The 18502-nt window shown below is 69.6% G+C and carries 20 protein-coding genes and 1 tRNA gene; 11 read left to right on the forward strand and 10 right to left on the reverse strand.

Going from position 1 to position 18502, the window contains the following annotated elements:
• On the forward strand, positions 1 to 513 hold a 513-nt coding region (locus AC07VX_RS18280; RefSeq protein WP_493166085.1), incomplete at its 5' end, for an IS3 family transposase.
• Positions 514 to 562: 49 nt separating this feature from the next.
• On the opposite strand, the gene AC07VX_RS18285 is transcribed toward AC07VX_RS18280, so the two are convergent.
• On the reverse strand, positions 563 to 835 hold the full coding sequence (locus AC07VX_RS18285) for a hypothetical protein (protein WP_493166084.1): 273 nt from the start codon (positions 833 to 835) through the stop codon (positions 563 to 565).
• A gap of 9 nt (positions 836 to 844) precedes the next feature.
• Here AC07VX_RS18285 and AC07VX_RS18290 point away from each other — a divergent pair, with 9 nt between their 5' ends.
• Both AC07VX_RS18290 and AC07VX_RS18295 read left to right on the forward strand, forming a co-directional pair.
• The gene (locus tag AC07VX_RS18290; RefSeq protein WP_493166083.1) at positions 845 to 1099 is read left to right on the forward strand and encodes a hypothetical protein; all 255 of its coding nucleotides are present in this window, start codon (positions 845 to 847) and stop codon (positions 1097 to 1099) included.
• On the forward strand, positions 1099 to 1422 hold the full coding sequence (locus tag AC07VX_RS18295) for a hypothetical protein (RefSeq protein ID WP_493166082.1): 324 nt from the start codon (positions 1099 to 1101) through the stop codon (positions 1420 to 1422). Before AC07VX_RS18290 ends, AC07VX_RS18295 begins: the two co-directional genes overlap by 1 nt.
• Positions 1423 to 1532: 110 nt before the next feature.
• Here AC07VX_RS18295 and AC07VX_RS18300 read toward each other — a convergent pair.
• The 3 genes from AC07VX_RS18300 to AC07VX_RS18310 form a co-directional block, all read right to left on the reverse strand.
• Positions 1533 to 1609, reverse strand: a tRNA-Val gene (locus tag AC07VX_RS18300).
• A gap of 45 nt (positions 1610 to 1654) precedes the next feature.
• Positions 1655 to 3922: a RelA/SpoT family protein gene (locus AC07VX_RS18305; RefSeq protein WP_493166081.1), complete on the reverse strand. Its 2268-nt coding sequence runs from the start codon at positions 3920 to 3922 to the stop codon at positions 1655 to 1657.
• Complete coding sequence (locus AC07VX_RS18310; protein WP_493166091.1) at positions 3919 to 4803, reverse strand: alpha/beta fold hydrolase; 885 nt, start codon at positions 4801 to 4803, stop codon at positions 3919 to 3921. Before AC07VX_RS18310 ends, AC07VX_RS18305 begins: the two co-directional genes overlap by 4 nt.
• 45 nt (positions 4804 to 4848) lie before the next feature.
• Here AC07VX_RS18310 and AC07VX_RS18315 point away from each other — a divergent pair, with 45 nt between their 5' ends.
• Positions 4849 to 5619, forward strand: coding sequence for a 3-hydroxybutyrate dehydrogenase (locus AC07VX_RS18315; RefSeq protein ID WP_493166080.1), 771 nt, complete (start codon positions 4849 to 4851; stop codon positions 5617 to 5619).
• A 75-nt stretch (positions 5620 to 5694) separates the two neighbouring features.
• Here AC07VX_RS18315 and AC07VX_RS18320 read toward each other — a convergent pair whose 3' ends face one another.
• On the reverse strand, positions 5695 to 6390 hold the full coding sequence (locus tag AC07VX_RS18320; protein WP_493166079.1) for an SIMPL domain-containing protein: 696 nt from the start codon (positions 6388 to 6390) through the stop codon (positions 5695 to 5697).
• A 137-nt stretch (positions 6391 to 6527) separates the two neighbouring features.
• On the opposite strand from AC07VX_RS18320, the gene ompR reads away from it, so the two are divergent.
• From ompR to AC07VX_RS18335, 3 genes are read left to right on the forward strand one after another with little or no spacing between them, the layout of a single operon-like run.
• On the forward strand, positions 6528 to 7262 hold the full coding sequence (ompR, locus tag AC07VX_RS18325; RefSeq protein ID WP_493166078.1) for an osmolarity response regulator transcription factor OmpR: 735 nt from the start codon (positions 6528 to 6530) through the stop codon (positions 7260 to 7262).
• Between the two features lie 3 nt (positions 7263 to 7265).
• Positions 7266 to 8585, forward strand: coding sequence for an ATP-binding protein (locus AC07VX_RS18330; RefSeq protein ID WP_493166077.1), 1320 nt, complete (start codon positions 7266 to 7268; stop codon positions 8583 to 8585).
• A gap of 24 nt (positions 8586 to 8609) precedes the next feature.
• Complete coding sequence (locus tag AC07VX_RS18335; RefSeq protein WP_493183939.1) at positions 8610 to 9317, forward strand: substrate-binding periplasmic protein; 708 nt, start codon at positions 8610 to 8612, stop codon at positions 9315 to 9317.
• On the opposite strand, the gene ispF is transcribed toward AC07VX_RS18335, so the two are convergent.
• Positions 9307 to 9798: a 2-C-methyl-D-erythritol 2,4-cyclodiphosphate synthase gene (ispF, locus tag AC07VX_RS18340; RefSeq protein ID WP_493166075.1), complete on the reverse strand. Its 492-nt coding sequence runs from the start codon at positions 9796 to 9798 to the stop codon at positions 9307 to 9309. The genes AC07VX_RS18335 and ispF overlap by 11 nt on opposite strands.
• Before the next feature lie 78 nt (positions 9799 to 9876).
• Between ispF and AC07VX_RS18345 the strand changes: the two genes are divergently transcribed.
• The 3 genes from AC07VX_RS18345 to AC07VX_RS18355 all read left to right on the forward strand — a co-directional run bounded on the left by AC07VX_RS18345 (position 9877) and on the right by AC07VX_RS18355 (position 13605).
• Positions 9877 to 10656 (forward strand): substrate-binding periplasmic protein, encoded by a 780-nt coding sequence (locus AC07VX_RS18345; protein WP_493166074.1) that lies wholly within the window; start codon positions 9877 to 9879, stop codon positions 10654 to 10656.
• A gap of 30 nt (positions 10657 to 10686) precedes the next feature.
• Positions 10687 to 12882, forward strand: coding sequence for a patatin-like phospholipase family protein (locus AC07VX_RS18350; protein ID WP_493166073.1), 2196 nt, complete (start codon positions 10687 to 10689; stop codon positions 12880 to 12882).
• Between the two features lie 231 nt (positions 12883 to 13113).
• Positions 13114 to 13605, forward strand: coding sequence for a hypothetical protein (locus tag AC07VX_RS18355; protein WP_493166072.1), 492 nt, complete (start codon positions 13114 to 13116; stop codon positions 13603 to 13605).
• A 1-nt stretch (position 13606) separates the two neighbouring features.
• On the opposite strand, the gene ispD is transcribed toward AC07VX_RS18355, so the two are convergent.
• The 3 genes from ispD to AC07VX_RS18370 are packed head-to-tail and all read right to left on the reverse strand — an operon-like array spanning position 13607 to position 16109.
• A complete protein-coding gene (gene ispD, locus AC07VX_RS18360) occupies positions 13607 to 14308 on the reverse strand; it encodes a 2-C-methyl-D-erythritol 4-phosphate cytidylyltransferase (RefSeq protein WP_493166071.1) in 702 nt (233 codons plus the stop codon).
• Positions 14308 to 15255 carry a bestrophin family protein gene (locus AC07VX_RS18365; protein ID WP_493166070.1) on the reverse strand — a complete coding sequence of 316 codons (948 nt, stop codon included), beginning with the start codon at positions 15253 to 15255 and terminating at the stop codon, positions 14308 to 14310. The genes ispD and AC07VX_RS18365 overlap by 1 nt, the downstream gene beginning before the upstream one ends.
• A gap of 32 nt (positions 15256 to 15287) precedes the next feature.
• Positions 15288 to 16109, reverse strand: a complete 822-nt coding sequence (locus AC07VX_RS18370; protein WP_493166069.1) for a class II aldolase/adducin family protein — start codon at positions 16107 to 16109, stop codon at positions 15288 to 15290.
• On the opposite strand from AC07VX_RS18370, the gene AC07VX_RS18375 reads away from it, so the two are divergent.
• Positions 16108 to 17154, forward strand: a complete 1047-nt coding sequence (locus AC07VX_RS18375; protein ID WP_493166068.1) for an RNA methyltransferase — start codon at positions 16108 to 16110, stop codon at positions 17152 to 17154. The two genes, AC07VX_RS18370 and AC07VX_RS18375, sit on opposite strands and share 2 nt — an antisense overlap.
• On the opposite strand, the gene AC07VX_RS18380 is transcribed toward AC07VX_RS18375, so the two are convergent.
• Positions 17139 to 18497 (reverse strand): sigma-54-dependent transcriptional regulator, encoded by a 1359-nt coding sequence (locus AC07VX_RS18380; RefSeq protein ID WP_493166067.1) that lies wholly within the window; start codon positions 18495 to 18497, stop codon positions 17139 to 17141. The genes AC07VX_RS18375 and AC07VX_RS18380 overlap by 16 nt on opposite strands.
• Positions 18498 to 18502 lie beyond the last annotated feature (5 nt).

An 18502-nucleotide genomic window follows, 5' to 3' on the forward strand; every position in this document is an offset into this window, starting at 1 on the left:
CCGGCAGCGCCGGATCGCGTGTGGACGAGCGACATCACCTACGTGGCCACGGACGAAGGCTGGCTGTACCTGGTGGCTGTCATCGATCTGTTCAGCCGCCAGGTGGTGGGCTGGTCGATGAAGCCACACATGCGGCGAGAGATGGTCATCGACGCCCTGCGAATGGCCTGGTTCCGACGCAGGCCCGAGGCCGGGCTGATCTTCCACAGCGATCGCGGCAGCCAATACTGCAGTGGGGACTTCCAGGCGGCGCTGGCCGAGTACGGCATGCGCAGCTCGATGAGCCGCAAGGGCAACTGTTGGGACAATGCGCCCACCGAAAGCCTGTGGGGGTCGCTGAAGGTCGGTAGGCTGCACGGGCAGCGCTTCGAGACCCGGCGCGCGGCGATGGACGAGATCGTCGATTGGCTGACGTTCTACAACCACCGGCGGCTTCACTCGTCGCTGGGCTACGTCAGTCCGATGCAATTCGAGAGGGCATGGCTTGCCGCCCAGCAAAGGCAAGCCGCGTAACGGTCTCAGCTATGGGATCCGGGAAACGCGGGCAAGGTCATCCAGAAACTCAGTCGGCCACTCGCGCCTCAGCAGGCTCGCTCTTCAGCGCCGCGGCGTACAGCGCATTCGCCGGCATCGCGTGCAGCAGGAATGGACGGAATTCGCCGCGCCCGCCAACCACGCGCACGGCGTCGCCCAGCTGCTCTAGCGTCGGCCCTGCCAGGGCACCGACGCCCGCGCCGCCATGGTTCACGTCCTTGAGCACGTCCACGCCGAACTGGCCGACGCCGAGCACGCGAGGGCTGAGCGTGCTGGGTGGACGTTGCGGTTTCTCAACCATCCTCGGGCCATGGGCTTTGCCCTTACGACTCACGTTCCTCGTGATGACGTGCCTTCGGCCTTCAAGGACCATCTCGATGTCTGGGAATACGTGCTGCGCTATTCCGATTCACAACGTCAGTGCCGCGCCGCTGTTGAGTTCATGGCCAAGTGGAACCCGATCAAGTTTTTGTCGGTCATCGAGTCACCCCGCGCTGCTAAGTTCCGCGGCAAGGATTGGCTGGAGGTCTGCGTCGTCAGCGCTCAACTCCGAGGAGGTGAGTGATGGACGACTTTGCGGCCTGGTGCCACGACCATGAGCCCTTGGCCGTCATGCAAGGCTGGCAACTTATCGACAACGGCCCGCGTTACAGCATTCAGCGAATCGACAGCCCCGAGCCCAGCCAGAGCTGGTTCGACAGCGACATCTCTGCCTGGCGCCACGTGCTGGAGTCTGCGCCCCACGACGCAACGTGCATGGCCGCGCTGCAGTTCCTGCTGAAGCACTGCCCTGATGAGCTGGTCTTCATGGTCGGCGGGTGGCACGTCCCGGCCGAAGTTCGAGTGATGCTGGTCACCGCGGAGTTGACGATGAGCACTGTGACTTAGATCGTGTCCACGGGCTGCGTTCTCACGTTGCTCTACGCTGTTCTCACTGAGATCGGCGCAAAACAAAAGGGTTAGCGTTGCCGCTAACCCTTTGTTTTTCCTACCAAATTTGGTAGGCGCGATTGGATTCGAACCAACGACCCCCACCATGTCAAGGTGGTGCTCTAACCAACTGAGCTACGCGCCTGAAGAGCTGCGCACTATAGCATGGATTTTTCCGACCTGTCCAGACTCACTTCCGGCGCGCTGAACGGACACCTGAAATCGCACAGAGATCGCGCAGCACCTTCGCGAGCCTGGAGGCATCCGACAGCTCCAGCGTGAAGCTCATCCAGGCCGTGTCGCCGCCGCCTGCCCTGGGCTTCACGGCGCCGGGCTTCATCGACTGGGTGTTCACGGCGACGACGTTCATCTTCTCCTTGGCGAACACCTCCAGCACGTCGCGCAGCAGGCCCTGGCGATCGCCGGCTTCCACCAGCACATCGACCGGGTAGACCGGCGCGTTCCTGCCCGCCGCCTCACCGCCGCCCCACTCCACCTCGATGACGCGCTCGGGCGACCGGCGCTTCATCTCGGCGAGATTGCTGCAATCGCTGCGATGGATGGCCACGCCCTTGCCACGCGTGACGAAGCCCTGGATAGCGTCTGGCGGCGCGGGCCGGCAGCAGCGCGACAGAGTCGTCAACAACGAGTCGATACCAACGACCAGCACCCCCCCGCGCGACCCGCTGCTGGCGCTGCGCGTGTGCTTCTGCGCCAGCAGTTCGTCCTCGTCGGCTACCGGCTCGGGCGGGCGCAGCAGCAGCTCGATGTTGCGCAACGAGTACTCGTCCTTGCCGACCACCTCGAAGAGTGCGTCCGCCCCCTTGAAGCCCAGGCGCGCGGCCAGCTCGTCGAGCTTGAGCGCCGTCCTGCCCTCACGCTGCAGCAGCTTCTCGACCAGTTCGCGGCCCTTGGCAATCGTCTGCGCCTGCTGCAGCGCGTTGAACCAGGCCCGCACCTTGGCGCGCGAGCGCTGGCTCTGCAGATAGCCGAGCTCGGGGTTGAGCCAGTCCAGCGACGGGCCGCCCTCCTTGGCTGCGATGATCTCCACCGTCTGGCCACTCTGGAGCGGCGTGTTCAGCGGCAGCATCTGGCCGTCGATGCGTGCGCCGCGGCAGCGGTGGCCGAGGTCGGTGTGCACGGCATAGGCGAAATCCACCGGCGTCGCGCCCGCTGCCAGCTCGACGACGGTGGCCTGCGGCGTAAAGACGTAGATGCGGTCGCTGAACCCATCCCTGTCGGGGCCGCCCTCGGCCTGCGCCGTGTCGCGCTCCCAGGCCAGCAACTGGTTCAGCACCGCCTTGCGCGCCCGCGCCACCTGCTCCTCGAACTCGCCGGCCGCGCTGACTCCCGCATAGCCCCGCGCGCCCGCTTCCTTGTAGGCCCAGTGCGCGGCCACGCCATGTTCGGCATGCTCGTGCATCTCGCGGGTACGGATCTGCACCTCCATGGCGCGGCCGTCCGGCCCGAGCACGACGGTGTGCAGCGACTGGTAGCCGTTGGGTTTGGGCTTGGCGATGTAGTCGTCGAACTCGCCGGGCACCGGCGGGTAGATCTCGTGCAAGCGCGCAAGGGCCGCATAGCAGTCCGGCACGCTGGCGACGATGACGCGCAGCGCGCGCAGATCGAAGACGCGGTCCAGCGACAGATCCTTGCCCTGCATCTTCTTGTGGATGCTGTAGAGATGCTTGGGGCGTCCCTGCACCTCGGCGGCAAGACCCTGGGCGTAGAGGTCGGCCTGAAGCGCCGCACGGGCGGCCTCGACGCGCTGCTCGCGCTCGACGCGGGTCTCGTGCAGCGCCCTGGCCAGGGCCTTGTAGGTCTCGGGCTCGCGGAAGCGGAAGGCCAGGTCCTCCAGCTCCCATTTGATCTGCCAGATGCCCAGGCGGTTGGCCAACGGCGCAAACACCGCCTGCGATTCATCGGCCAGCTCGGCAGGGCAGGCCTGCTTGCTGGCGGCATACCAGCGCAGTGTCTGCAGCCGCGAAGCCAGGCGCAGCAGCACCACGCGCAGGTCTCGCGAAAAAGCCAGCAGCATCTTGCGCACGCGCTCGGTCTGCTCCGCGCGGACCTCCGTGCGGCGATCGGTATGGACCTTGGCGTCGCGCGCGGCGCGCTGCAGCTGCACCAGGCGGCGCGTGTGCGTGACCAGGCTGGTGTAGCTGTCACCGAAGGCTTTGGCAACAACTTCTTCGGGCTTGTTCAAGAAGTCGGCCGCATAGACCAGATAGGCCGCCGCCTGCAGTTCTTGGGCGGCACCCACGGCGTGCAGGATGGCTGCCACACCGTCCGCGTGGGCGAGCGCGTTCTCGCCGGTATCGAGCAGTTCACCGCCCAGCAGCGGCTCCGCGAAGGCACGGGCGCGCACGACCTCGGCGTTGGAATGGGCAGCACCGGCATCCAGCAGCGCAACGATGGGCGCCGTGGCCGCGCCCTCAGGCATCAAGCCGGTCTTCATGAACTCAGGAAATCCCTCACGATGGAGATCTGATCGTCGTGGATCAGCGTCGGCGCGTGGCCGACGCCGGGCAGCTCGACGAGTCGGGCGTTCGGGCCGCGCTGGGTCATCGCACGCGCAGTCTCGGCCGTCAGCAGGTCGGACTCTGCGCCGCGGATCAGCAGCGTCGGGCAGCGCAGTTGGTCATAGGCCGCCCACAGCGCCGCCTCGCCGGCGGCGACGAGCTCGGGCGTCACAGCCGTGAAGGGCAAGGCGATGGCCGGGTCGTAGAGCAAGCGCCACTCGCCGCCCTCTTCGCGGAACATCGGCGCGGACAAGCCCAGCCACTGGGCGTCGGTGTGCGGGCCGAAGCCCTCGGAGATGCTCCGCAGGTAGGCCGCTCCCTCCGCCAGCGTCGCGAAACGGGGCGCCTTGCCGAGGTAGGTGCCAATGCGCTGCAGCGCCTCGAAACGGATGGCCGGGCCAACATCGTTGAGCACCAGACGGCGGATGGGGCTGGCCACACCGTCGGGGCGCGGGAGGGACGCCAGGCCAAGCCCGATCAGCCCGCCCATGGAGGTACCCACCCAATCCACCTGCTCCGCGTCCAGCCGCGCCAGCAACGCGACCATGTCGGAGACGTAGGTCGGGATCTGGTAGCCAGCCGGCTGGCGCAGCCAGCCGGAGCGCCCGCGGCCGACGACGTCAGGGCAGACGACGCGGTAGCGACTGCTCATCGCCAGGGCCAGCGCATCGAAGTCACGCCCCTGGCGCGACAGGCCGTGCACGCAGACCAGCACGGGTGCATCCGAGCTGGGGCCGGCCCACTCCCAGTAAGCCATGCGGTGCAGGCCGGTCGTGTCCAGGCAATTGACGAAGCGCAGTCGGGGCTGGGTCATGATTCAATCCTTTCGAGTCATCCTAGCAACCCAAGAGGAATCCCCACCATGTTGAAAGGCAAGACCGCCCTCGTCACGGGCTCCACCAGCGGCATCGGCCTCGGCATCGCGCTTGCGCTGGCCCGCCAGGGCGCCAACCTCATCCTCAACGGCTTCGGCGACGCCGAGGGCCCCAAGGCCGAAGTGGCAGCCCTGGGCGTCAAGGTGGGCTACCACGGCGCCGACATGAGCAAGCCCGACGACATCGCCGCCATGGTGGCCTATGCCGATGCCGAGTTCGGCGGCATCGACATCCTCGTCAACAACGCCGGCATCCAACACGTCGCGCCGGTGCAGGACTTCCCGGCCGAGCGCTGGGACGCCATCATCGCCATCAACCTCAGCTCCGCCTTCCACACCACCCGCCTAGCCCTGCCGGGCATGCTGAAGAGGGGCTGGGGCCGCATCGTCAACGTCGCCTCGGTCCATGGCCTCGTGGCGTCTGCGCAGAAGTCCGCCTATGTCGCGGCGAAGCACGGCCTCGTCGGCTTCACCAAGAGCATCGCGCTGGAAACGGCGACGACGCCCGTCACCGTCAACGCCATCTGCCCGGGTTGGGTGCTGACGCCGCTGGTGCAGAAGCAGGTCGACGCACTCGCCGCGAAGGACGGCGTGGACAACGAGGAGGCCAAGCGCCGCCTGCTGGCCGAGAAGCAGCCCTCGCTGCAGTTCACGACGCCGGACGAGCTTGGCGCGCTGACCGTCTTCCTGTGCTCGGACGCCGCCATCAACGTGCGCGGCCAGGCCTGGGCGATGGACGGCGCGTGGACCGCCGTCTGATCACATCGCGGGCCGAGCGCCGGCCCGGCCCGGCCCCTCGGGGGGTGGCTTGGCGTACCCGCCAAGCCGGGGGCCTCATTTCGTCAGTTGCACCGACCCGCTGACGTTCACCGTCACGGTCGCCTTGCCGGCCTCGGTCGGCAAGGCGTCGTCGGCCCCGGCCACGCCCACGCGCATGGCCTTCATCAGCACCGGCCGCGGTGCCGCCTCGTCGCTGCTGATGCTGACTTCACCGACGACATAGCCGCCATAGCCGAATTGGCGCGCGTAGTCGGCCGCCTTCGCGCGGTAACGGGTGATGGCCTGGACCGTGATGTCGGCCTCGGCCTTCTCGCGCGCTTCGCGGGACAGGCTGTAGCCCACGCGGGCGATGGACAGGGTGCCGATGCGCCCCGTCAGCTGCGCGATGGCCGCGGCGTCCCGCCCCTCCACCAGCAGCTCGGCGCTGCCCTGCCAGCCGCTGATCTTGCCGGTCCTGGGATCATTGCGCGGAAAGAGCGAGAAGCCACCGGTCTGCACGTCCACCTGGCCGGGCTTGGCGATCTTGCGCGCCTCGGCCAGTGCCGCATCCAGCGCCTGCTTCAGCGCCGCCTGCACCACGGCCGCATCGGGGCCCTCCCGCGTCGTCGAGAAGCTCACGCCCAGCACGTCGCGCGTGACCTCGGTGCTGGCGCTGGCCGACAGGCTGAGGCGCTCGCGCGGTGCACTGTCGGGGGCGGCCTGGGCCGACAGCGTCAGCGCAAGCGCGGAAATGAGGAAGGCTTCACGCATAGGGAGCTCTCTTTGCAAGGAGGGAAAGCCCAGCTTAACGAGTCAGTTGGCAACGAGCTGTAACCGCTGCACCCTGTCCTACAAGACGCGGTTTCAAACCTGCTCACAATGGCGCTGTTACAAATTCAGGAACCGCGATGAACAGCAGCGCGACACCCCGCCCCAACCGCATCCTCGTCGTCGATGACGACGCCCGCATCCGTGACCTGCTCCGGCGCTACCTGACCCAGGAAGGCTTCGAGGTGCTGCTGGCCGAGGACAGCCGAGCGCTGAACAAGCAGCTGACCCGCGAGACCGTGGATCTCATCGTGCTGGACTTGATGCTGCCCGGCGAGGACGGCCTGACCATCTGCCGCCGCCTGCGCGCCGCCAACGACAGCACGCCCATCATCATGCTCACCGCCAAGGTCGAGGACGTGGACCGCATCGTCGGCCTGGAGGTGGGCGCCGACGACTACCTGGCCAAGCCCTTCAACCCGCGCGAGCTGCTGGCCCGCATCAACGCCGTGCTGCGCCGCCGCCCGCCGCCGGAAGCCCCCGGCGCGCCGAGCAAGGAGCCGATGACGGTCAGCTTCGGCCCCTTCGAGTTCGACCTCGCCCTGCGCCGCCTGACCAAGAACGGCGAACAGCTTCCGCTGACGACCGGCGAGTTCTCCATGCTCAAGACCCTTGTGCGCCACCCGCGCCAGCCGCTGTCGCGCGACAAGCTGGCCCAACTGGCCCGCGGCCGCGAGTTCGAGCCCTTCGACCGCAGCCTGGACGTGCAAATCTCGCGCCTGCGCAAGATGCTGGAGGCCGACCCGGCCCAGCCGCGCTACATCCAGACGGTCTGGGGCGTCGGCTATGTCTTTGTGCCCGACGAAAACAGCTAGGGCATGCCACGGCCCCACCTGGCGCTGAATCTCTTCTGGCGCACCTTCGCCTGGCTGGCCCTGCTGCTGGCCGGCGCGGTGCTGGCCTGGCAGTACACCTTCAAGCTGCTGGAGGCCCAGCCGCGCGCGCTGGAGGCCGCCGAGCAGCTGGCCGGCCTCGTCAAGCTCAGCCGCATCGCGCTGGAGCACACCGACCCCATCAACCGCGTCGCCGTCATCAGCTCGATGTCGCGCGGCGACACGGTGCAGGTGCGCGTGGCCGAAACCAGCGACCGCTGGCTGCCCTACGACACCAGCCCCTTCGCCAAGCAGCTGGCCGCCGAGCTGCGCAGCACGCTCGGGCCGGACACCGTCGTCGCCCGCAGCGTCAACGACGTGGCCGGCCTGTGGGTGCGCTACGTCGTCGGCGAGGACGCCTTCTGGCTGCGCACCAGCCCCACGCCGCTGTCCATCTCGCTGGCCAGCAACTGGTGGTGGGTGCTCATCGCGCTGCTGGCCACCGTCGTCGGCTCGGCGCTGATCGCCCGCCTCATCAACCAGCCGCTGCGCGAGCTGGCTGAGGCCGCTGGCCGCATCCGCGAGGGTGAGTACGACTCGCGCCTGGACGAGACGACGATGACCAGCGAGATCCGCGAGGTCAACATGGGCTTCAACCGCATGGCCCGCGAGTTGGCCAAGCTGGAGGAGGACCGCGCCGTCATGCTCGCCGGCATCTCCCACGACCTGCGCACGCCACTGGCGCGGCTGCGGCTGGAGACGGAGATGAGCGTCGCCGACGAGCAGGCCCGTCACTTCATGGCCCAGGACATCGACCAGCTCGACGCCATCATCAGCAAGTTCATGGATTACGCGCGTCCCAACGAGACGCAGCTGCGCGAGACCCGGCTGGCCGACATCGTCGAGCGGGAGGTGCAGGGCTTCCGCGACCCCGACCAGATCCGTTTCCGCGTCCAGGTCAGCTCGGCGCTGAAGGTCTTCGTCGACGACACGGAACTGGGCCGCGTGCTGCTCAACCTGTTCGAGAACGCGCGCCGCTACGGCCACGAACCCGGCGAGCCGGCGCGCGTGGACGTGAGCGCCACGCGCCAGGGCTCCTGGGTGGAGCTGCGCGTGCGCGACCACGGCCCCGGCGTTCCGCCCGACCGCCTGCAGCGACTGACCACGCCCTTCTACCGTGGCGACGCCGCGCGCACCGCCGCCAGCGGCGCCGGCCTGGGCCTGGCCATCGTCGAGAAATCGGTGCAGCGCCTGGGCGGCACCCTGTCCATCAGCAATGCGCAGGGCGGCGGCCTCATCACGGTGCTCAAGCTGCAGGCGGCGTGACGGGTCTGCGCTAATCTGGCCGCCATGCACCGGGCCGCCCTGCTTTCGCTGCTGCTGCCTCTCACCATGACTGTCCACGCCCAGTCCGTGGAAATGCTGGTCTTTCCCAGCCCCGGTCTGTTCGACGTCGACCCACAGGGCCGGATCTCGGGCCCGGGCGGCATGCTGCTGGGTCGAATCGGCGAGCTCAGCGGCGTGCAGCTGCGGCTGCGTGTGATGCCCGTCGCCCGGGTGCTGCAAACCCTCACTCGGCAACCCGACAGCTGCGCCGCCGGTGTGCCGCGCCTGCCTGAACGCGAGACCGCCCTGAGTTGGGCAGGCGTGGTCGCCAGCAGTTCGCTGATGCTCTACGGCCGGCACGACGAGCCTCGCAGCGTCGCCGGCGTCGGCGATCTGCAGGGTGCCGTCATCGCTGCTCAGCGCGAGTCATTGCCTGCCGCCTGGTTGCACCGGCACGGGCTGAAGGTGCAGGAGGTGCGCGACGCCATGACCGGTCTGCGCATGTTGCAGGCCAGGCGCGTGGACTACTGGCTGGTCAACGAACTGGTGGCCCAGCACGCATTCGCCAGCCTGGGCGAAGCAGCGGCCAGGCCGCTTCAGAACTTCGGCCGCATCGAGGCCCATCTGGCGTGCAACGCCCAGACCTCGCCTGCCACCCTCGACAAGCTGCGCGCTGCCGCCGAGCAGTTGCGCCGGGACGGCGAACTCGTGCCCTTTGGCGTCAGGCCCTAGCCAGCAGGCAGACGGCGCGCGCCTCGATGGCCCGGCCCTCGCCCACCGGCCCCATCTTCTCGGCCGTCTTGGCCTTCACGTTGACCTGGCCGACGTCCACGCCCAGCGCTTGGGCCAGGCGCACGCGCATGGCCGGGATGTGCGGCGCCATCTTGGGCGCCTGGGCCACGATGGTCGTGTCCAGGTTGACGAGCTGCCAGCCCGCCTCCCTCACACGCCGGTAGGCCTCTGTCAGCAGCACCATGGAATCGGCGCCCTTGAACTCGGCGGCCGTGTCGGGGAACAGCTTGCCGATGTCGCCCAGGGCCGCCGCGCCGAGCAGGGCGTCGGTGATGGCGTGCGCCAGCGCGTCGGCGTCGGAGTGGCCCAGCAGGCCATGCGTGTGCGGGATGGTGATGCCGCCCAGGATGAGCGGGCGGCCGGTGACGAGCTGGTGGGTGTCCCAGCCCTCGCCGATGCGCAGGGAAGTCAGGGCAGTCATGCCCGGATTGTCGAGGAGAGACGAAAGCCGGCCCAGCGATTAGGCTGCATGCGCCTCGTCGAGCCTTCGCCCAAACCCATGTTCCGGTTGCCCGCCCTGCTGCCCCTGCTGACCCTCGTCTGCGCCCCGGCAGCAGCGTTGGAGCTGAACCTGGCGGTCATCCCGAGCCCGGGCCTGTTCGACCTGGAGGCGGGGCAGCCCGTCGCCGGGCGCGGCGTCACGCTGCTGGGCAAGCTGGGGACGGCCAGCGGCCTGAGCTTCAATCTGCAGGCCCTGCCGGTGCCGCGAGCGCTGGCCACCGGTGCGGCGGCACCGGGCAGCTGCCTGGTGGGCCTGACCCGCACGCCCGAGCGCGAGGGGAGCTACCTGTGGATCGGTCCGCTCGCCAGCGGCGCCCTCACCGTCTACGCGCGTGCCGACGAGACCCGCCCGCTGCGCGAGGGCAGCGACCTGCGGGGCCACAGCGTCGTCGTGCAGCGGGAATCCGCGGCAGCCCAATGGCTGCGACAGCGGGGCATTGCCCTGCAGGAGAGCGCCCACCCCGTGTCGGCCCTGCGCATGCTGCAGGCCGGCCGCGTCGATTTCTGGCTGGTCAATGAACTGGTAGCCAATGCGGTGATCAATGCCGAAGGCGGTGCCAATGCCGAAGGCGGTGCCAATGCCGAAGGCGGTGCCAATGCCGAAGGCGGTGCCAATGCCGAAGGCGGTGCGCGGATACGGCCGCACCTGGTGGTCGCGCGCGTCGACGCCTTCATCGCCTGCCATCCAGGCACCGACCCTAACACCGCGGCCCGCCTGCAGCAGGCCATCCAGCGCCTGCGCCGGCAGGGCGAGCTCGCCGAGTTCGGTCTGCGCTGAGCCCGCATGCGCCTGCTATGGTGCCGCGCCATGCGACGCCACCTTCTCTGCGCCCTGATCGCCCTGCTGACTGCGACGACCACCCTCGCGCAAGCACCGCCGCGTCCCAAGATCGGCCTCGTCCTCTCCGGTGGCGGTGCCCGCGGCCTGGCCCACATCGGCGTGCTGCGGGTGCTGGAGGAGTTGCAGGTGCCAGTGGATGTCATCGTCGGCACCAGCATGGGCGCCGTCGTCGGCGGAGCCTATGCCTCGGGGCGCAGCGTCGACGAGCTGGAAGCGCTGGTGAAGAGTGCCAACTGGAACGCCATCCTGGCCGACCGCCCGGCGCGCGACCGCCTGGCCATCCGCCGCCGCGAGGACGATGAGCGCCTGCCCTCGCGCATCGAGTTCGGATTCGACCTGCAACGCGGCGCCATGCTGCCCGGCGGCGCCGCCGGCAACGGCCAGCTGGAGGCGACGCTGTCATCCCTGCTGCCCGCCACCCGCACCGACGACCCGTTGCGCAAGCTGCCCGTCCCCTTCCGCGCCGTGGCGACGGACCTGCTCTCCGGCGCCATGCTGGACCAGGCCGACACGCCGCTGTTTGAGGCCCTACGCGCCTCCATGGCCGTGCCCGGCGTGTTCGCGCCGCTGCGTGTGGGCGGCCGCCCGCGCGTGGACGGCGGCCTTGTGCGCAACCTGCCCATCGACCTGGCGCGCCAGCTCGGCGCCGACATCGTCATCGCCGTCAATGTCGGCACGCCGCTGCTGGAAGACCGCGAGATCACCAGCGCAGTCATGGTGGCCAACCAGATGCTGCAGATCCTGACTGAGCAGAACGTGCAGCGCTCGCTGCGCGAACTGCGGCCGCAGGACATCATCATCGACCCCGACCTGCCCGGCATGGGCTTCATGGACTTCCAGCGCGCCGACGAGGCCATGGCCACCGGGCGGCGCGCCGCGCTGGCGGCCGGCGCGCGCCTGGCCGCACTGGCCGCGCCGGCCGACCAGGCCGCGCTGCAGGCCCGCCGCCTGGGCCTGCCCGAGGCCGCGCAGAACGCCCTGCCGCTGGTGGAGCTGAAGTTCAGCGGCACGCGCCGCGTCAATGCCGAGGCGCTGCGCGCCGAGCTGGCCCTGCCAGTGGGCGGCGCAATCGGCCGCGCGGAGCTGACGCGCGCCGCCGAGCGCCTGGACGGCATGGGCGACTTCGAGCGCATCGAGACCGACGTGGACGACCGCGACGGCCGGCGCAGCGTCGAGTTCAAGCTCACCGAGGCCGACTGGGCCGCCAGCCGCGTGCGCCTGGGCCTGGAGCTCTACAGCAACTTCGCCGACGCGAGCAGCTACTCGCTGGTGGCCATGCACGTCGCCAACTGGCTCAACCCCTGGGGGGCCGAACTGCGCAGCGTGGCCCGCATCGGCTCCACGCGCGGCCTCAACACCGAGCTCTATCAGCCGCTGGGCCCCGGCTCGCGCTGGTTCGCCAGTGCCAAGCTGGCCTACACCGCCGGCAGCAACGATGTCTTCGACCAGGGCCAGCGCGCGCTGCGCCTGTCCAGCAGCCTCACCAGCGCCCAGCTGGAGCTGGGCCGCCGCATCGCCGGCCTGGGCGATCTGCGCGTCGGCGTCGGGCGGCTGCGCGCCAGCGACGAGGTGGTACTGCCGGTCACCCCGGGCAACGGCACCCGCTCGCAGAGCTATGCCCAGCAATACCTGGAGCTGCACACCGACTCGCTGGACTCGCTGGCCTTCCCCAGCCGCGGCCAGTGGACGACGGCGCGCATCGAGTGGCTGCAGCCGCGCGGCGAGGCCGGCGTCATCAATGCCTCGCTGCTGGGCCTGTCGGCCTTCCGCCTGGGCGAATGGGCCGGGCAGCTGTACGGCGAGTTCGCCCATGCCGAGCGCGGCCAGACGCGCTCGCTGGGCGGCTACCTGCGTCTTTCGGGCACGCCCGACGGCTCGCTGACTGGCGAGAACATGGTGCTCACTCGCGTCGTCATGGCACGGCGCATCGGCGAGATGCCCGTGGGCCTGGGCGGTGCCGTGCGCATCGGCTTCTCGCTGGAGGCCGGCGCGGTCGGCGCTGGCGAGGGGCTGAAGTTCTCCAACCTACCCCGCAACGGCTGGAAGCAGGCCGTCAGCGGCTTCCTCAGCGTGGACACGCGCTTCGGGCCGTTCTTCCTGGCGCTGGGCAGCACGCGCGGCGGCGACACCTCGGCCTACCTGCTTCTGGGTCCCACGTGGTGAGCCGTCGTCGACCGCAGCATGAACGCCATCAGCGCCCCCTGCGAGGACTTGACCTCCGAGCCTCTAGCCGCCGCCCGCAGCACTGTGGCCACCGATGTCTTGTAGCTGGCGGCCAAGGCCCCGAATGATGTGCATCTTCACCTTCGAGGTGACAACCTCAGGACCTCGGGCGTTGATCTCGACAATGAGTAACCGTCTACCCATCTACAAGCCGCCGAAAAAGGGCCTTCGATGCGCGCCGCTATCGCCACTGCCATCCTGACCATCGCCCTCACAGGGTGCGCTGCCTATCAGCATTCGCTGCCCGAAGGCTACAAGGGCCCGGTCGCCACCATCCACGACTCGTCCGGCCCGGCAGAGTCCAAGAAGGCCGATCTGTTCTTCATGACGCAAATCGACGGGCGGACGGTCAAGGACAGCCTTACGGAAACCATTGCCAGAAATCGAGGGCGCGGTTTTTCGCTGAGTCCGTTCATGCTTGAGCACGACGTCCCAGCAAAGCCTATCCTTGTATCGCTCACCGGGATCACCCACTACGCCGCCCCTATCCTCGCGTTGACCGGCAAGGTCTACCGGGTTGAGGGCACGGTGAACTTCACGCCGGAGGCCAATCGAGACTATGTTGTCAACGGCTCGCTTGGCCCCGAAGTGACTGCAGTCTGGATCGAGGAACGGGGCACTGGCAAGATCGTCGCTCGGGTCGAAGGACAGCCCAAGCGCTGATTCAGAAGCTGCTAGCAGGCACCGTCAGCAGCCGCTCGGCGAGCGCGAAGTCTTCCGGCCAAGTCACCTTGAAATTGGCTATCGACGCCCGCACCAGCTGAGGCGCGAGACCTAGCATTTCGACGGCGCTGGCCTCGTCGGTGGCGGCGGCACCCATGGCCGTCAGCCCCTTCACCATCAGACCGAGCCGGAACATCTGCGGCGTCTGCGCCGACCATTTATCGCGGCGGTCCACGGTGGCCGTGACGCGGCCCTCGGCGTCGCACGCCTTCAGCGTGTCGGCCACCGGCTGTGCCAGCAGCCCACCGACGGCGTCGGGCAGGCAGGCATCGATGAGGGCGTCGATCCAGGCCGGCTGCACCAGGCAGCGCGCGGCGTCGTGCACCAGCACCCAGTCGTCGTCGGTCGCACCTCGCTTGCGCAGCTCGGCCAGGCCGCCCAGCACGCTCTCGGCGCGGCTGGCGCCGCCGACGCGGGCCACCCAGCCGGCATAGGCGGGCACGGCGGCCTCGAAGCGGTCGTCGGCCGGCGACAGCACCACCAGCGTCTGCGCCAGGCGCGGCACCGCGGCCAGCGCAGCCAGCGTGTGAGCCAGCATGGGCCGGCCGGCGATGGGCACGTATTGCTTGGGGATGCCGGCGCCGGAACGTTCACCGATGCCGGCGGCGGGCACGAGGGCAAAGCAGCGTGAGGTGGATGTCATCAGAGCAGGAGGTAGTCCACCGGCTGCAGCGCGGGCGGGGTGTCGGGGTCACCCAGGGCCTGGCGCAGGTCGATCTCGATGCCGCGGCAGATGGCGTCCAGGGCCAGGTCGTTGGCCAGCAGGCCGAAGGGCTCCTCGATCTCGTCGCCCAGCGCGTCCAGCCCAAAGAAGGTGTAGGCCACGATGGCCACCACCACCGGGGTCATCAGGCCGATGGAGTCCACCAGGCCGAAGGGCAGCAGGAAGCAGTAGAGATAGGCCGTACGGTGCAGCAGCAGCGTGTAGGAGAAGGGCAGCGGCGTGTTCTTGATGCGCTCGCAGCTGGCGGCAGCGGCCGTGAGGGCGGAGAGCGTGGCGTCCATCTGCATGGCGCGCTGGCTGTCCAGCCGGCCCTCGCGCCGCCACTGGGCCAGGTCGGCGCCCAGGCTCATCATCAGCGTGGCCGGGCGGTTGCGCGCGGCGGCCAGCGCCTCGCGCTCGGCCGGCAGCAGCAGCTCGCCCAGGCCGGCGTCGTCGGCCGGGCGGTCGCGCAGCAGATTCTTCAGCGTGATGCAAAAGGCCAGCGCCCGCAACAGCAGGCGCACGCGGGGGTCGGCCAGGTCGCGCGGGCTGGCCACGGGCGCGGGCCAGTCGGCCAGGTGCAGGGCCTGGCGTGCGAGGTTGCGGCAGCGCAGCAGCAGCTCGCCCCAGAGCTTGCGGGCCTCCCAGAAGCGGTCGTAGCAGGCGCTGTTGCGAAAGCCCAGGAAGATGGCCAGCGGCAGGCCCATCAGCGTGAAGGGCACAGTGGACACCAGCACCGCGTTATGGCTGGCCAGCGCCCGGTGCGCCAGCGTGACGACGACGGCCAGCAGCACATTGGCCAGCAGGGCGCCCCGGATGCTGCCCAGGATGGAGCCGCGCAGCAGGAAGAAAAGTCGCAGGCCCGAGGGCCGGTCTCGAACGATCATGGGGCGGCATTGTCGCCAGTGCCGCGGCGAACTCAGTCGTCGTGCCCGGGGTTCTGGCGTTGCAGCCGCCGCAGAAGCCCCGGCCACGCCAGCTCGGCCCCCGAACCACGCATGACCTTGTCGCTCTGCGAGCGGATGCCGGCCAGGATGGCCGACGGAATGCGGATCAGCTCGCCGCCGCCCGCCTGCGCCGCGATCTGGATCTCGCAGGCGCGCTGCAGCATGAACATCTTCAGGAAGGTGTCGGCCGCGCTGTGGCCCAGTGTGAGCAGACCGTGGTTGCGCAGCAGCATCAGCGAGGTCTTGCCGAGGTCGGCGACCAGCCGCACCTTCTCCTCCGGGTTCAGCGCCACGCCTTCGTAGGCGTGATAGCTGAGAGACGCGAGCGGGAACAGGCTGTGCTGGGAGATCGGCAGCAGGCCCTCGCGCTGCGTGCTGACCGCCACGCCCGCCACCGTGTGCAGGTGCATGACGAACTTAGCGTCCTCGCGCGCCTCGTGCACGGCGCTGTGGATGATGAAGCCGGCCGGGTTGACGTTGTAGTCGCTGGGCGCGACCTTCTCGCCCGCCTGGTCCACCTTCACAAGGCTGCTGGCGGTGATCTCCTCGAACATCATCCCGTAGGGGTTGATGAGGAAGTGGTGCTCGGGCCCCGGCACACGCGCCGAGATGTGGGTGAAGATGAGGTCGTCCCACCCGTGCAGCGCGGCCAGGCGGTACAGCGCTGCGAGGTCGCAGCGGACGGCCCATTCCTCGGGCGCGCAGTTCGGCATCTGGCTCACGGCGGTCTCCTCTTGGGGTGTTGATCCAGCATAGCGCCGACAATCGGGGGCTGTTGTCACCTCCGTTCCCATGCTGATTGCCGACCTCCGCCAGCGCCTGCGCGCGCTCGGCGCCAACCCTGCCCACGAGAGCCGCGTGCTGCGCCACTGGGTGCGCGCGCTGCCGCTGGACGCAGGCAAGCAGCCGCTGCAGGGTTTTCTGCCCAAGGCCGTCATGCAGGCGCTGCCTGGGCTGATGGCCGAGCTGGAAGGGCTGCTCACGCTGAGAAGCGAACACGCCGGTGGCGACGGGCAGTCGGCGCGCCTGCTGCTCGGGCTGAACGACGGCCAGACGGTGGAGACCGTGCTGCTGCCGCGCGACGGGGTCTGCGTGTCCAGCCAGGTCGGCTGCGCGGTGGGCTGCCGGTTCTGCATGACGGGCGTGGATGGCCTGATCCGCCAGGTCGGCAGCGCCGAGATCGTGGCCCAGGTCGTCCTGGCCCGCCGCAAGAACGCGAGGCTGAAGAAGGTCGTCTTCATGGGCATGGGCGAGCCCGCCCACAACCTGGCCAATGTGCTGGACGCGATCACGCTGCTGGGCCAGGAGGGTGGCTTCGCGCACAAGCAGCTGGTGTTCTCGACGGTGGGCGACGAGCGCGCCTTCGAGGCCTTGAACGAAGCGGTGGTCAAGCCAGCGCTGGCGCTGTCCCTGCACACGAGCGACGCCGCCAAGCGCGCTGACCTGCTGCCACGCGCTCCCAGGCTGGCACCCGAGAAACTCGTCGAGGCCGCCGACGCCTACTCCCGCGCCAGCGGCTACCCCACGCAGTACCAGTGGACGCTGCTGGATGGCGTCAACGACGGCCCCGAGGAGCTGGACGGCATCGTGCGCCTGCTCAAAGGCCGCTACGGCCTCTTGAACATGATCCCGTTCAACAGCGCGCCCGGCCTGCCTTTCACGCGGCCCAGCTGGGAGCGCGCACGCACCATCGCCGCCGAGCTTTGCAGCCGCGGTGTGCTGACCAAGCTGCGCGACTCCGCCGGTCAGGACGTGGAGGGCGGTTGCGGCCAGCTGCGCGCCCGCGAGGCCGTGGGGCGGCCGGTACGGCTGGTACGGCCGGATCAGCCCGCGCGATAGGCGTCGGCGTCCAGGCCCAGGCGGCGGATGCGGTCGTGCAGCGTCTTGCGTGCCAGGCCCAGGCGCTCGCCGGCCTTGGCGATGTTGCCGCCGCTTTCCCGCAGGGCCTGCACGATCCACTGGCGCTCCACCGACGCGAGCGCCTCGTCCAGCGGGGCCTCGGGCAGGGCCGTGGGTTCGGTGGGCGTCGGCGCCACCGGCGCGGCCTCGGTGACGAGGCCCAGCACCCAGCGCTCGGCGAAGTTGCGCAGCTCGCGCACATTGCCGGGCCAGTCGCGCGCCTGCCAGGCTGCGAGCTGGGCGGCCGTCCAGGCCGGCACGGGGCGCTGCAGCCGCTCGGCGGCCCGGGCGCAGAAATGGCCCAGCAGCAGCGGGATGTCTTCGCGGCGCTGGCGCAGCGGCGGCAGCGCCAGGCTGGCCACGTCCAGGCGGTAGAACAGGTCTTCCCGGAAGCGCCCGTCCCTCGCCAGCGCCAGCAGGTCCACCTTGGTGGCCGCGACGATGCGGCAGGCCAGCGGCACGGCCGTGTTGGCACCCAGGCGCTCGACGCTGCGCTCCTGCAGGACGCGCAGCATCTTGACCTGCAGCGCCAGCGGCATGGACTCGATCTCGTCGAGGAAGACCGTGCCGTCGCCCGCGAACTCCAGCTTGCCGATGCGGCGTCTGGTCGCACCCGTGTAGGCGCCGGCCTCGGCGCCGAAGATCTCGGACTCGAAGACGCTCTCGGGCAGCGCGCCGCAGTTGATGGCGACGAAAGCGCCGCGCGCACCGCTGGCGGCGTGCAGGGCGCGGGCGACGACCTCCTTGCCGGCACCGGTCTCGCCGTGGATGAGCACGTCCACGCGCGCCGGGCCCAGCGTGCCGATCAGCGTACGCAGCTGCTCCATCGCCGCACTGGCCCCCAGCAGGCCGTCGGCCGGGCCGCCGCCAAGCTGCGCCTTGAGCCGGCGGTTCTCCAGCACCAGGCGGCGCTGGGCCAGCGCACGGCGCACGACCTCGACGAGGTGCTCGGCCGAGAACGGCTTCTCGATGAAGTCCCAGGCGCCGTCGCGCATCGCCTCCACGGCCATGCCGATGTCGCCATGGCCGGTGACGAGGATGACGGGCAGCTCGGGGTCCTGCTCCTTGAGCGCGTGCAGCAGCTGCAGGCCGCTGTCGCCGGGCAGCTGCACGTCGCAGACGACGATGCCGCCGAAGCCGGGCTTCAGCCAGGCCTGCGCGGCCTCGGCGGAATCCACGCCCTGGGCCTGCAGGCCGGCCAGGCGCAGGCTCTGCGTGGTGGCCAGGCGCACGTGCTCGTCGTCTTCGACGAGCAGCACATCCGCGGGTTCGGTCAGGGCCATGGTGG

Source organism: Roseateles sp. GW821-FHT03B02 (genome assembly GCF_059421025.1).